Genomic DNA, 14,117 nt, shown 5'->3' with positions numbered 1-14,117 from the left:
ATTGGCTTGCCGCAACTCATCAAGGTTGGCAAGTTGTTATTCCATTCCACCTACCAGCACTCTGCAGAAAAGCGACGACCTGCTCTAATCGGGGCAATGCTGCTCGGCCGCCCAGGGCTGTGCAGTTAAGGGCTGCTACCGCGTTGGCAAAACGGGCTGTTTGCTCCAAGGGCCAATTCTGCAGCAATCCATAGATGAAAGCACCATGGAAAGCATCGCCAGCTCCGGTGGTGTCTACGATAGGCACTGAGAAGCCGGGTATGTGACACTGTCCTTCGGCTGTAAAGCACTTACATCCTTTTTCTCCCAAAGTGGTTACTACGAGCCGTGCACCCGTCTGAAGCAAAAATTGAGCAGCATGGTCTAGGTCCTGCTGACCAATGTATGCTGTGGGGAAGTAGGCGTTGGTGATCAATATGTCCACCCAGGGCAAGAGTTCATCCAGGTGGGGGCGAGGCCTGTTGGCATCGAGCACGACCGTGCCGCCAGCCTCGTGCATGGCTCTTGCGGCTAAGATAGCAGCGCTCATATGGTGCCCATCCAGGTGCAAGAACCGCGCAGTAGTGATGTACGAGCAATCTTCTGGCTGCAGTTCCACTTGCGGGCACGTGCCTCGATAGCACAGGATAACGCGCCGTCCGCTGCCAGATTGTACGAGGATCATGCAGATGGGAGTGCGCGCGCCTACCTGGACCCGCAGGCGCTGGATATCCACTCCTTCTTGTTCAAAGGCTTGTTTGCAGCGCAGACCCGGCTCATCATCCCCGATGACACCAATAAAGCCAGTTCGGACTCCCAGCCTGGCGAGAGTCACCAGCGCTGTAGCCACAGGGCCACCGCCCGAGGTAGCGAAATCCTCCAGATTTGCGGTGGGGGAGTCAAATTCGGGAATGTGGTCAATAATGCCTAGATAATCCCAGGCACAATAGCCCAGGCCAACCACGTCCAGGGAAAGGGAAGAGGTCATGGTAATCTATCCACAGCCGATTGTGTTCCCCAACCCGGTTATGCTGCTCCTTTTGTCCCTGGGTTTGCGACAATCATGGTTCGGAGTTGTGCTTCGTCAATCATGGGAATGCCCAGTTCGCGCGCCTTGGCATACTTGCTGCCCGGGTTCTCTCCGACCAGCAGATAATCTGTCTTTCTACTCACACTGTCCACAACCTTGCCCCCATTCGCTTCGATGAGTTGCGTGGCTTGCTCTCGGGTCAAGGTGGGCAGCGTACCCGTGATGACAAAGATCTTGCCAGCCAGTGGGCCTGCCACTGCGCGCGGTGCTGCCTCTTCCTCCATTTTCACTCCGGCTCGTTTCAGTTTCTCCAGCAACTGGCGAGTTTGGTCGCTGGCAAAGAAGGCAGCAATGTTGGATGCATTGACTGGTCCTAACCCCGGGATGCTCTGCAATTCCTCTACAGAAGCGTGGCTGAGCTCTTCTAAGGAGTGAAAGCGCTGGGCAAGGGTTTCTGCCACGATGCTACCAACACCTCGGATACCTAACGCGGCAATCACGCGAGCCAGTGGGCGGTCTTTGCTGGCCTCGATAGCAGCAAGCAGGTTGTCGGTGCTTTTATCGGCAAAGCCCGGGAGTCTCAAGATGTCTTCTCGTTTCAGATAGTAAAAATCCGCAAAATCATGTAACAAGCCATGATCCACGAAAAGTTGCGCCAGGCGTTCGCCAAAGCCCTCGATGTCCATCGTGCTGGCCCAGTGTATGATGCGTTGCACTGCCTGTGCTGGACACGCCGGGTTGACGCAATAAACCGCCACCTCCCCCTCTGGTTTGAGCGTGGGTGCCCCACAGGCAGGGCAATTTTGAGGAATCGTGATGACTTTTTCCTCGCCTGTCCGAAGCTCAACAATTGGTTTCTCCACCTGGGGGATGACGTCACCAGCGCGTTTGACGACCACCATATCGCCCACGCGGATATCCTTTCGCGCGATGTCCTCGAAATTATGCAGTGTAGCACGCTCGATGGTCACGCCACCAAGCTGCACTGGTTCTAATATGGCGAAGGGGTTCAATGTGCCCGTTCGCCCGACATTGATGCCCAACTCCTTCAGGCGAGTGGTCGCTTCACGAGCCGGGAATTTGAACGCGATCATCCCTCGTGGGTCTTTGCCCACTACACCCAGGCTTTCTTGTATGGCCAGGTCATTGATTTTGATCACCACCCCGTCCACTTCATAGGTTAGTGTGTTGCGCTTCCGCATCCACTGCTCGCTGTAGGCTATCGCCTGCTCCAGATCATCGAAGAGCGCTATATCCGGATTCACTGGGAACCCCATGTCCATCAGGTAGTGGAGTACTTCCCATTGTGTACGCAGCTCTACACCCTCGCTAGCTACCACGGCATAAGTGAACAGGCGCAATGGGCGGGATGCAGTAACGGCGGGATCAAGCTGTCGTAGGCTGCCCGCTGCAGCGTTGCGCGGATTGGCAAAGGTCTTCTCACCCTTTTCCTGCTGGCTGCGGTTCAATTCCTCAAAGTCGCTGATGCGCATATAGGCTTCGCCGCGCACTGCCAATCTTCGTGGAGGGGGTGGGCCGTCAGCATGTACAGGTATACGCAGGGGCACAGAAGGGACGGTGCGGAGGTTTGCTGTGATGTCCTCGCCTGTTTCGCCATCCCCTCGTGTGGCTCCCAACGTGAAAAGTCCATCCTCATAGTGCAGGACCACGGTCAAGCCGTCGATCTTGGGTTCGACGACGAACTGCAGTTTCGCATCCACTGGCAGTAGTTTTCGGATGCGTTCGTGCCAGGCGCGTACTTCGTCGCTATCAAAAGCATTGCCTAGGCTGAGGATCGGCGCGGGGTGTCGCACCTTGACAAACTGCTCTCGTGCCTCTCCTCCAACGCGCTGCGTTGGAGAATCTGGCGTAACGAGCTCGGGATACGCCGCTTCCAGTTCGCGCAATTCGCGCATCAGGGCATCATATTCTGCATCGCTAATTTCTGGTGCATCTAAGACATAATATAGATAGTCATGGTGTCGAATCAACTGACGCAGATGCTCGATGCGTTGTCGAATATCGCCCGACATCACTACACCTCCTACGGTTTACATTAATGAACCCAGAGCAACAGCGGGCTCATTTCACGATGATGGGGAGTTGGAGTTTGTACGGCTGATAAAAACCATGGTCGCGTAGAACGCTGACCGTATCTTCACCAGTGTTAGAGACCAGGACGTGATAAGTTAACGGATTCACGGCGATACCGCGGTATCGCCCACTGCCAATAGGCAGTGTATATATCCATTGGTCCATATCTGCATCATATACGAACACCATACTGCCTGTGCTGCTGGTAGCAAACACATTATTGCTGGCGGGATTGACCGCAACAACATCCAAACCGCTGTGCCCCGGCGAGGGCACGACATACAGTATTTCATCGGTGGCGCCATTTATAATCACCAGCATGCCACTGGCCGAGGCCACATAAATGCGGTTAGTGATGGGATTGACCGCCACTCCATAAGGCTCCGGAGCTTCATTAAAGGCGATGGTTTTATAGATGCTTTGTGTGTTAGCATTAATGACAGTGACCCCGCCAACATCACTGGGTGGATAACCTCGATTGGTTACGTAAACCTTGTTGGTAGAAGGGTTGGTCGCTATCTGCCCAGGCAATAGACCGACAGCAATCGTTTTGCTCACCGTAAGGGTGTTTCCATCAATGAGCATCACAGAGTTTGCCGCTGTATTCGCCACATAGATGGTATTGGTTGTAGTCAACACAGCAATGCCACTAGGTGACTGCCCGGTACCCAGAGGTATCGAACCAACTTGCTGATTCGTACAAATATTGAAGACTGCTATGCTGTTTGTCGCAGCATTGGCGACGTACATACGGCATTGCTCAGGGTCTACAGCTATGTTGCCTGGGTTTCCCCCACCACTGCTGAACCGGGTATGTCGCCAGTCGAGGAACCCTTCCAGGCTGGATACCGAGTTCTCACCGCTATTGGCTACAAAGAAGCGGTTCGTGTTGGGGTGGACAGCAATTCCTTGCGGCTGACGGCCCACGGGGATTGTGCGCTGGACGGCGATAGCTGGAGTGGCAGTGGGAGTAGGCGTGGCAGTTGGGAGAGGTGTCCAAGTGGGGGTAGATGTTGGAGGCGGAGCTCCTTCCTCTTCAATCAGAACATTGTCTACGTAGAATTGGTCCTGCCCGCCTGATACTGGATCGTTTGCCTCGATAAAGATAGTGAGACGGTTGCTTTTGGCTTCTACTGAGGCGTTGATCTGAACCCAGGTTTTATCCTGGCCATGCCAAGGTGTCCAGACGATATCTGAGGACTTGGGGTTCACTCCCCCTGCGGGATGAACACCAACGCGTTTGTTCAGCTTGCCATGTTGCACTGGGCTGGTTGCTCCCCCGTAGATACTATACACCCAGACGCGTACAGTGTAGCGTTTGCCCGCTTGTATGCTCACTGTGCTTTGCGCCGAAGTCAACAGGGTGGTTTGCATGATCCCCGCATACCATGGCACACTGTCCGCCCAGATCATTTGGCTGGCCTGGCCTTCGTATTTGTGCAGCGTCGAGCGGAGATATTGAGGGGGAGAACCTGGACTCAGATCATAGGGGATCCAATATTGCGCAACGTACCCGGCTCCGTAGGGATAAAAGTCACCCTCAAAGTCGCCGTTGAGGATGAGCGCAGACAGTGTTTTTACTTGTTGGGCTCTGCCCGAATGGCTAAACAGAAAGACCAGACAGACAGTTACTAGCAAAACCACAAAGCTCCGCAGCTTGTTGGTCATTTTCTACTCCTTTCTCCGCCTGGTTTTTGCATGTTGATTATAACATGGATACAAGGCAGAGACAACATGAGACGTTTATTCTTAGGCACAAGGACTAATGGACAAAATAGGGCATTTCGAGTAAAATGTTTAATGTGACCTATTCTGATAATAGTCTTGTGATCGAGGAGGAAATCTTGTCACAGCTCACGGATTTGTATGTGGAAATCGCAGCCTGTCAAAAGTGTGCTCTGGCGCGGGGGCGCATGAATACTGTGCCAGGTGAAGGTCCAGAACACGCTGACGTGATGTTCATTGGTGAAGCGCCGGGCTATCACGAAAACCGCTTAGGACGCCCATTTGTCGGTGCCGCGGGCAAGTTCCTGGAGGAGCTATTGGCCTCCATCAATATGCGGCGCACCGACGTGTATATCTGCAATGTAGTGAAGTGCCGTCCTCCAAACAACCGCGATCCACTACCTAGTGAAATCGAAGCCTGCCGACCATATCTGGACCGCCAGATCGAATTGGTTAGGCCGCGCTTGATCGTTACGCTAGGGCGTTATTCCCTGGCCAGATTCTTGCCCAAGGCAAGCATTTCCAAAGTTCATGGTGTGCCTGTCAAGGTGGGCGACGTAATCGTATTGCCACTTTTTCATCCTGCCGCGGCACTGCATCAGCCGAAATATCGTGCCGATATCGAGCAAGACATGCGCAAAATCCCTGAGATTCTTGCTCAAAAGGACGAGGTTACGGAAGCACCAGCAGTCCAACAAGCAGAACAATTGAGTTTATTCTAACCCTTGATTGCGCGTGGAGGGAAAGATTGGCTAAAAAGAAACTCAAGGTGATTCCATTAGGTGGTCTGGGCCAAATTGGCAAAAACATGCTGGTCCTTGAATATGATGACCACATATTGGTGATTGATGCCGGGTTGATGTTTCCGGAGAACGAGATGTTGGGCGTTGACATTGTCATTCCCGATATGAGTTACGTTCTGGAACGCAAGGATAAAGTACTGGCGGTTATCGTTACGCATGGTCATGAAGACCACATAGGAGCTCTACCCTACCTCCTTGCGCAGATCAAGGTGCCGGTATATGCCACGCGTTTGACACAGGGGTTGATCGAGGTCAAGCTTCGCGAGAGCCGGGTGAACGATGTAGAGCGGTATACCATCCGCCCCGGAGATGTGCTCACGCTGGGGCCATTTTGCATTGAATTCTTCCATGTTAGTCACAGCATCCCGGACGGTGTTGGCCTGGCAATCCAGACAGAGGTTGGCCTGCTCATGCACAGCGGCGATTTTAAATTTGACCATAGCCCAGTAGATGGCCAACCCACCGATTTCGCCAAACTGGCTGAGTTGGGGAAAAGAGGCGTTTTGCTTCTTCTCTCGGATAGCACAAATGCAGAGACGCCTGGCTATACACCTTCAGAGACAACGATTGCGCGCATTTTTGAAAGTGTCTTCTCGCGGGCCCGGGGTAGGGTAATCGTCGCTACTTTCGCTTCGAACATCTCGCGTATTCAGCAGGTGGTCTCCACGGCACAGCAATATGGCCGCTATGTAGCAGTGGCGGGACGGAGCATGAGCAACAACGTGCGTATGGCTATGGATTTGGGTTACCTTCAAGTGCCTGATGGGCTCTTGTTAAGCATAGATGAAATCCAGAATCTGCCGCAGAAGCGAGTAGCCATTGTCTGTACCGGTAGCCAAGGGGAACCCACTTCTGCGCTAGTACGCATGGCGCGTAATGAGTATGCTCCCGTGAGTCTGCTGCCTGGAGATACGGTAATCGTATCCGCCACGCCTATTCCAGGCAATGAAGAGCTAGTCAACCGAACGATCAACAATCTCTTCCGGCTGGGTGCAGAGGTCTTTTACGATGAATTGCTCGACGTACACGTTTCGGGACATGCGAGTCAGGAAGAATTGAAACTCATGCTGAACATGACGCGGCCCAAGTTCTTCGTGCCCATTCATGGCGAGTATAGGCACCTGGTACTGCATGCTCGACTAGCTGAGGAAGTGGGTATCCCGCGGCAAAACATCTTCGTGCTGGAAAGTGGGCAAATGCTGGAGCTGAATCAGGATTCAGCCCAGGTCGTAGGCACAGTGTCAGATGAGTATGTCCTCGTGGATGGCCTGGGCGTGGGTGACATCACGGAAGTAGTGCTGGAAGATCGTCGCCTCTTATCGCGCAATGGATTCCTTGTCGTCACACTTGTTGTGGAAAAGGGTACTGGACGGATATTGTCAGGGCCAGAGATTACCTCTAGAGGATTCGTCTATGTGCGCGAATCGGAAGAACTGTTCGAACGGGTTCGTGCCGAAGTGCTCAAAGCGGCAAAAGAAGGGGGCAACCACGTTTTGCTAGGCAACCGTATCAAGGATGCTTTAACCCGCTTTATCTACAATGAAACGCGGAGACGACCCTTGATCCTGCCGGTTGTGATGGAAGTGTGAACAATGGCTAATCGGGGCAAACAGCCGAAGAAAAGACAAAAGAAACCAGGGCTAATCCCTCTGGACATTTGGCTTGAAATAGGTGGCATATTGTTGTTGGGCCTAGCGCTGGTTACCTTGCTCAGCTTGTTCTCTATCAGCCGTGGCACGCTTACCAGCACCTGGCTTCGCCTTCTACGCGAGGCTGTCGGTTGGGGAGTGTATGCTTTGCCCTTTGGCTTGGGAGCACTAGGTTTTTGGCTTTTCTTGTTTGGCTTTGGACGCGAGATTGATGTTCCCTTGGAAACGGTGTTGGGGATCGCGCTCTTGTTCTTGGGTAGCCTAGGCTTGTTACACTGTTTGGTTAGCGATCCGCAAGCTGCAGCCCAAAACGGCCTAGGCGGTGGATATGTGGGTTGGGCCATCAGCAAAGCGCTGATCAACAGCTTGGGCTACGTGGGAGCCGTACTGGCTTTGGCAACGATGCTTGTCATTGGACTGATTGCTGCTTTTAGCATCTCGATGGCCAATGTGGCTCAGCATGTGCTGGCTATGTGGCAAAGACTCGTGGACTGGTATCGCTATTTTCGGGCACCAAAAGTGGAAAAAGCAGCCCCAACAGCCAAGGAAGGCCTGCCGGAACGCCTGTCCGCATTGTTGCGTATACAACCACCACAGATAAGTGAACCCACTCAGATAGCAGAAAAACGCCCCTCTATCGCTCCAGTAACTAGGCCAGTTACAACTGATCGTGATCTCTTCCCTCGTGTCGTGGGGGGAATGCAGGAATGGCGACTTCCCCCTATGGAGGAGATTTTGGAGCAAAGCTCGGAACAAGAGCTAAGCCAAGCAGAGATCCGCACCAGAGCCCGTATTATCGAAGAGACATTGGCCAACTTTGGTGTGCCAGCCAAAGTGGTCGAGGTGAACCCTGGCCCAACCGTCACTCAATTTGGCGTTGAACCGGGATTTATTGAAAGGCCAGAGCGCTCTGGGAAAACAAAACGAGTCAAGGTCAAGGTTAATCGCATCAGCGCTCTGGCCAACGACCTAGCGCTTGCCCTGGCGGCATCGCCTATTCGCATCGAAGCGCCTGTGCCAGGGCGTTCACTGGTCGGCATCGAAGTGCCCAACACCAGCATTTCCCTGGTTAGCTTGCGCAGCGTGATTGATTCCGAAGCCTTTCGCAGCGTTCATTCCAAGTTGCGCATTGCCCTGGGGCAAGATGTGGCGGGACAGCCCGTCGTGGCTGACTTGGCGCAAATGCCGCACTTGCTCATTGCCGGCGCTACTGGATCGGGCAAGTCCGTCTGCATTAATTCCATTACCGCTTGTCTATTGCTCCACAATACCCCTGATGACCTACGTCTAGTAATGGTGGACCCTAAAATGGTCGAATTGACCAATTTCAACGGCATCCCCCATCTCTTGTTCCCGGTGGTGGTCGAAATCGAGCGCGTGGTCACAACGCTGAAGTGGATAACTGGTGAGATGGATCGGCGCTATCGGCTTTTCTCTAAAGTGGGTGCGAGGAACATCGAGGTTTATAACCAAATGCAAGCCGAGAAAGGCGCTGAACCTTTGTTTTACATCGTGGTGCTCATTGATGAACTAGCAGATTTGATGATGGTAGCTCCAGATGAGGTCGAACGCTATATCTGTCGCATTGCTCAATTGGCCCGTGCAACAGGTATCCACCTGGTGCTTGCCACACAGCGCCCTTCTGTTGATGTCGTGACGGGGCTGATCAAAGCAAACTTCCCTGCACGGATCAGTTTCGCGGTAACCTCGCAAGTAGACTCGCGGGTAGTGCTGGATACAGGCGGAGCGGAGAAATTATTGGGGCGTGGAGATATGCTGTACATGGCTTCGGACTCAAGCAAGTTGGTTCGCCTCCAAGGCTGTTTCATCTCCGACGCAGAACTACAGAGACTGGTAAATTACTGGCGTAGTTATCGCGTGAGCACCCCATTGCCACCAGGAGCAGCCCTTGTGCAGCAACCGCTCTGGCAGGACATGGTCGCGAAGGAGAGGGAAAGCGCTGGCAAAGATGACCTGCTGGACAAAGCCATCGAAATCGTGCGTGAGCATGATCGGGCATCCATTACTTTGCTGCAACGCAAGCTGCGTATTGGCTATTCCAGGGCCGCACGTCTGATAGACGCCATGGAGGAACAGGGGATTATTGGTCCAGAGGAAGGTCCAGGGCGCGGACGCCGGGTCTACAAGCAAGAAGCCACCAGTAATGAGTAACAGCAACGAACTGCAGGTTACAGCCCTAACTCATGCCTGGAGAATGTTATGAGCAATGAAACTCCCGCTGAGGAACATGTTTCCAAACCATATTATCATATGGAGACGGACCTCTTCCGCTGGCACCAGTATCAAGGCGGCAATACCAACGACTGTGCGGCATTCAGCGTGGCCATCGTGGGCAATGCTCTACTGAACGGTCCATATTTTGACGGAGTCACTGTAGCGCGGGAGATGGAAAAGCCCTTTTTTGCCGTCTGGCCACTGCCCCATGTTGGCATCCACAAAATTCCCAACTGGGCTACCCTCCCTTGGGGCATCTCTGGATATTTGCAGCGTAAGAATATACCTGCTAGGCTTCAGTGGTTTGGCAATCTGGATAATCTCTTGCGCAATATCCAGGAGAATCGCTTTACCATCGTTATTATTGGGGATATTTTGCGCCGATGGGCACATGCCAAAATCCTGTACGGGTTTGAACCCACAGGGCCGTTCCCGGAGAGGGGGTTCTATTTTGTTGACCCTGGTTATCCTAAAGAATGGTCTAGACCACGGCATCCCCAGGGGGTGTTTCTCCAAGATGAAGACGAATTCAAGCAGCAGTGGGGTAATTTGTTCCGCATGTATGTTGAGGTAGGAGCGTAGGTTCACATCGTGGGAATGGGTTCATTGCATGGGGGCAGTGGTGCCCAGGCAACTGGCACAGGCGCCACAGAATTAGGTATGGAGTTGTTGCGGGATGGAGCACATTACTTTGGCCTGTGCCTTACAGCGGAACACCTGCGCGCTTTCCAGATCTACTATCAGGAGCTCTGCGTCTGGAATCGCCGGTTCAATTTGACCGCAGTAACAGGTTATGAGGAAGTGCAACTGAAACACTTTCTCGATTCATTGACTTGTCTTCTGGCTTTCCCCACGCAAGGCACAGTCTACACTGGGGGCATCCCGGATGTTGTCCCTCTTTCCATGGCTGAAACTCCACTGCTGTGCATTGATGTTGGTACAGGAGCTGGTTTTCCAGGGCTGCCATTGAAAATTATGCGACCAACAGTGCATATGACCCTTCTGGACTCATCGCGCAAGAAGATCCTTTTCTTGGAGCATCTGGTGAAACGCCTGGGTCTGACAACTGTGGAACTGTTATGGGCACGGGCGGAAGAAGCAGGGCGGGACGCACTTCACCGGGAACGCTATGATATTGTGCTGGCACGAGCCGTGGCTGACATGGTGGTATTAGTGGAGTATTGCCTACCTCTATGCCGCAAAGGTGGCTACTTGATCGCCCAAAAGGGAGCAGAGATTGAGGCTGAGTTAAAGGCAGCCGAAGAAGCAACCCGCCTACTGGGAGGCAAGCTACGCGAGGTGAAGGCGCTGCAGTTGCCTGGGTTGCGGGAACCGCGTTCCTTGGTGCTGGTAGAGAAAGTGGCACCAACGCCGCCAAAGTACCCGCGTCGTCCGGGTATGCCCAAGAAGTGCCCCCTAAGTGCGATGACCAATTCTCAATGACAAATGCTGAATGATCAATTGGGATTTGCTTTTGTCATTGGGATTTTGACATTGAACTCGTGATCCTACCCGCACATACACGCCAGAGGGTTATGCGGGATAGGAATTCTGTGCTGTAGGGTGTGAAATCGGTTGTCGTGATAATGACCTGTTGTGCTTGGTCAATGGCTTCCAGCAGATAACGCCGATGTGCGGCGTCTAATTCGGAGAGGACGTCATCTAGCAATAGGATGGGTTTGTCTTTTTTCTCCTGAGTAGTCCATGCTACTTCGGCCAGTTTCAGGGACAGCGCAATGGTCCGCTGTTGCCCACGCGAACCATAGACGTTCATATCCACACCATTCACCAAGAAACGGAAATTGTCACGGTGTGGCCCAACCAGCGAGATGCCTTGTTCCTGCTCTTTCGCACGCATTTCGCGCAGTTGGGCAGCAAACAGAGCAGCGATATCGCGCAGTTCATCGTCCTCTTCCTGTGTGGATAGGTTATCCATCCCAGCGGGCAAGGCCAATTGGAAGCCTGACCTGGGCCCCGGCCCAGGACGGACACTAGCTTCATACTCCAGCCTCAATCGCTCCGCTTCTCCAGTGAGTTTCAGATGAATGTATTGCACAAACTCATCCAATTGCTGGATAACTCGCCGGCGGCGGGCAATCAGATATGCTCCGTGTTGGACCAGGCGCTGATCCCAAAAGAGGAGTTGTGCTTCATCGTAATCGTGGCCCCGCAGAGATTTTAACAAGTAGTTGCGCTGTGTCAATACGCGGTTGTAACGCTGCAACTCACGGTAATACTGCGGGTCAACCTGGCTGATGGTATCGTCGAGGTATTGGCGCCGCAACTGGGGTGGACCGTCTATCAGGTCAATGTCTTTGGGCAAGAAAAGCACGGTATGGAGCAGACCAATGGCATCCTGAGCCCGCTTCTGTACCCCATTTACGCGGACGTGCTTACGCACACTGGCTGCATTTGCCCCCAGACTGCACGGGCTATTCTGCACCAGCGACAGCTCGATTTGATCCGTCTCCTCACCGGACTGAATCTGAGCCACCAAGCGGGCAAAGGACAAGGCTTCTTTCCATGCCAGCCAGTTGACCAGTTCACGATCCACATTGGTACGTGGCGAGTGCATCCGGGAAAGGTAGTAGATAGCCTCCAGTAGATTCGTCTTGCCCTGTGCGTTATCGCCTTGCAGCAACACGATGCCTGGTGGAAAATCCAGCTCCAAGCGGGAATAATTTCTGAAATTAGTCAGGCTCAGATGTAAGATGCGCATGTAACCTTCCAATGCAGCGGTCAGCTATATTATACTAGCAATTACCCAGATTGAAAGAGCACGCATCTGTATCATTTCCAATCTTCCCGATTCGCGCTGAAGGGAGCCCGAAATTGGTGTATAATATGAAAGTAATCCCGCAACATCAGGGGAGCGAAAAGAGGCTTTAGCGTGCCAATTCCCTTGCCTTTTCATATCCGCCAACCGTATGAAGATATCGTGCGATTGCGCCATATCGCCGAGGTCTTGTTGCGCAATGGCCTGGGCTTTCTGGCCGAGCAATTGGATCTCGCTCGTTTTCTGCCGCCTTGGAGACGAAGGAATATTGCTCCTGAGAACGAAGTAAGCAAATATTCCATTCCAGAGCGAGTGCGTCATACGCTTGAGGAATTAGGGCCAACCTTTATTAAGCTAGGCCAGATGCTCAGCACACGTCCCGATCTCCTGCCACAAGAATATATCGAAGAGCTTTCCAAACTGCTAGATGCGGCTCCGCCGGTCCCTGCAGATGAGATACTGGCTCAACTCGAAAGGGAATTGAATGCCCCACCTCAAGATATCTTTGCTCATTTTGAGACAGAGCCGATGGCTAGCGCTTCTATTGGTCAAGCCCATCGTGCCACTTTGAAAAGTGGGGAGAATGTGATTGTCAAAGTCCAGCGACCGGGCGTAGAACGCATTGTAGAAGCGGATTTAGATCTGCTCATGCGGCAGGCGCGTTTCCTGGAACACCGTCTGGCCCTAGCACGCGAATACCGACTCTCAGACCTTGTACACGAATTTGGGCAGACTTTGCGTGATGAACTGGATTACACCGTCGAGGGCCGCAATACGGATCGCTTGCGGCGCAATTTGCAGCTTGATACGCGCGTGATTGTGCCACACGTGCATTGGGACTTGACTACACGTCGTGTCATCACTTCACAGGAACTATGTGGCTACAAACTTCTCGATCTAGAACTGCTGAAAAGGGAAGGTTACGACCTCTCTGCCATTGCTGAAGTCATTGTGGATGTATATCTCAAACAAGTCTTTGTGGATGGTTTCTTTCACGCGGATCCACATCCAGCGAATATCTTGATTTGTGATGAACGGATTGGTTTTGTTGATTTTGGCATGATGGGCTATCTGGCACCTGCTACGAAGGATTTGCTCGCTGGTCTACTGGTGAGTGCAATGAATGAGGATGTGGATGAAGTCGTGCAGACCATGGTACGTCTGGGAGCTGCAGAAAGGCGCATTGATCTCAATGCGTTGCGCGGTGATATCCAACGCCTTTTTCTCCGCTACTATGGGTTGGCCTTGGAAGAAGTCCATCTAGGCGACTTCTTAGAGCACATCATGGCTGTCGCCTTCCGATACCATATCCATCTTCCTGCCGACCTAGCTATGCTGGCACGTACAGTAGTAGTTCTGGAAGGGGTTGCACGGACACTCTCCCCAGACTTTGTGTTGGTGGAGAAAGCGCGCCCATTCATCCAGCAATTGTTGAGCGAGCAACTCTCTCTGCAGCACCTGGGGGCGCGTGCTGTGCGTACGCTGCACGAACTAGACCAATTCGTTCAGGTGTTACCACAACGCCTTGACAAGCTATCCAGCCAACTGGAACAGGGCGATATGACCTTGGGCATTGACCTCCGTCATCTGCAGAGCCTGCTAGCCAAACTGGATCGGATAGCGAACCGCCTGTCCTTCAGCATACTGGTTGCGGCATTGATTATCGGTTCTGCCCTGATTATCCTAGGTGGAGAAGCCACTTCAGTTTGGCGGATGCCCGTTATCAGGGTTGCTCTGCCCATCGCACAAATCAGTTTTGTTGTTGCAGGGGTGCTCGCCGCATGGCTGTTTTTGTCTATTATACGCTCAAAAGGCTTATGAAGCCC

General features: G+C 52.9%; 10 protein-coding genes. 6 read left to right on the top strand and 4 right to left on the bottom strand.

Features of this window, described 5'->3' with window-relative positions:
* Positions 1-19: 19 nt before the first annotated feature.
* From H5T67_06390 to H5T67_06380, 3 genes are read right to left on the bottom strand one after another with little or no spacing between them, the layout of a single operon-like run.
* Positions 20-967, bottom strand: a complete 948-nt coding sequence (locus H5T67_06390; GenBank protein ID MBC7244946.1) for a carbohydrate kinase family protein — start codon at positions 965-967, stop codon at positions 20-22.
* Positions 968-1,005: 38 nt separating this feature from the next.
* Positions 1,006-3,042, bottom strand: a complete 2,037-nt coding sequence (ligA, locus tag H5T67_06385; protein MBC7244945.1) for an NAD-dependent DNA ligase LigA — start codon at positions 3,040-3,042, stop codon at positions 1,006-1,008.
* Between the two features lie 49 nt (positions 3,043-3,091).
* Positions 3,092-4,771, bottom strand: a complete 1,680-nt coding sequence (locus H5T67_06380) for a YncE family protein (protein ID MBC7244944.1) — start codon at positions 4,769-4,771, stop codon at positions 3,092-3,094.
* Between the two features lie 125 nt (positions 4,772-4,896).
* On the opposite strand from H5T67_06380, the gene H5T67_06375 reads away from it, so the two are divergent.
* The 5 genes from H5T67_06375 (at position 4,897) to rsmG (ending at position 10,958) form a co-directional block, all read left to right on the top strand.
* Positions 4,897-5,550 (top strand): uracil-DNA glycosylase, encoded by a 654-nt coding sequence (locus H5T67_06375; protein MBC7244943.1) that lies wholly within the window; start codon positions 4,897-4,899, stop codon positions 5,548-5,550.
* A gap of 26 nt (positions 5,551-5,576) precedes the next feature.
* Positions 5,577-7,220 carry a ribonuclease J gene (locus H5T67_06370; protein MBC7244942.1) on the top strand — a complete coding sequence of 548 codons (1,644 nt, stop codon included), beginning with the start codon at positions 5,577-5,579 and terminating at the stop codon, positions 7,218-7,220.
* Positions 7,221-7,682: 462 nt separating this feature from the next.
* Complete coding sequence (locus H5T67_06365; protein ID MBC7244941.1) at positions 7,683-9,452, top strand: DNA translocase FtsK; 1,770 nt, start codon at positions 7,683-7,685, stop codon at positions 9,450-9,452.
* A 48-nt stretch (positions 9,453-9,500) separates the two neighbouring features.
* The gene (locus H5T67_06360) at positions 9,501-10,097 is read left to right on the top strand and encodes a hypothetical protein (GenBank protein ID MBC7244940.1); all 597 of its coding nucleotides are present in this window, start codon (positions 9,501-9,503) and stop codon (positions 10,095-10,097) included.
* A gap of 78 nt (positions 10,098-10,175) precedes the next feature.
* Positions 10,176-10,958, top strand: a complete 783-nt coding sequence (gene rsmG, locus H5T67_06355; GenBank protein ID MBC7244939.1) for a 16S rRNA (guanine(527)-N(7))-methyltransferase RsmG — start codon at positions 10,176-10,178, stop codon at positions 10,956-10,958.
* A gap of 34 nt (positions 10,959-10,992) precedes the next feature.
* On the opposite strand, the gene H5T67_06350 is transcribed toward rsmG, so the two are convergent.
* Complete coding sequence (locus H5T67_06350; GenBank protein ID MBC7244938.1) at positions 10,993-12,234, bottom strand: DNA replication/repair protein RecF; 1,242 nt, start codon at positions 12,232-12,234, stop codon at positions 10,993-10,995.
* 171 nt (positions 12,235-12,405) lie between these two features.
* On the opposite strand from H5T67_06350, the gene H5T67_06345 reads away from it, so the two are divergent.
* Entirely contained in the window at positions 12,406-14,112 is a 1,707-nt protein-coding gene (locus tag H5T67_06345) for an AarF/ABC1/UbiB kinase family protein (protein ID MBC7244937.1), read from the top strand.
* Positions 14,113-14,117 lie beyond the last annotated feature (5 nt).

It is taken from the genome of Chloroflexota bacterium (genome assembly GCA_014360905.1).
In the GTDB taxonomy this organism is placed as follows: Bacteria; Chloroflexota; Anaerolineae; order UBA2200; family UBA2200; genus JACIWX01.
This window is presented reverse-complemented; position numbering and strand designations above follow the sequence as displayed.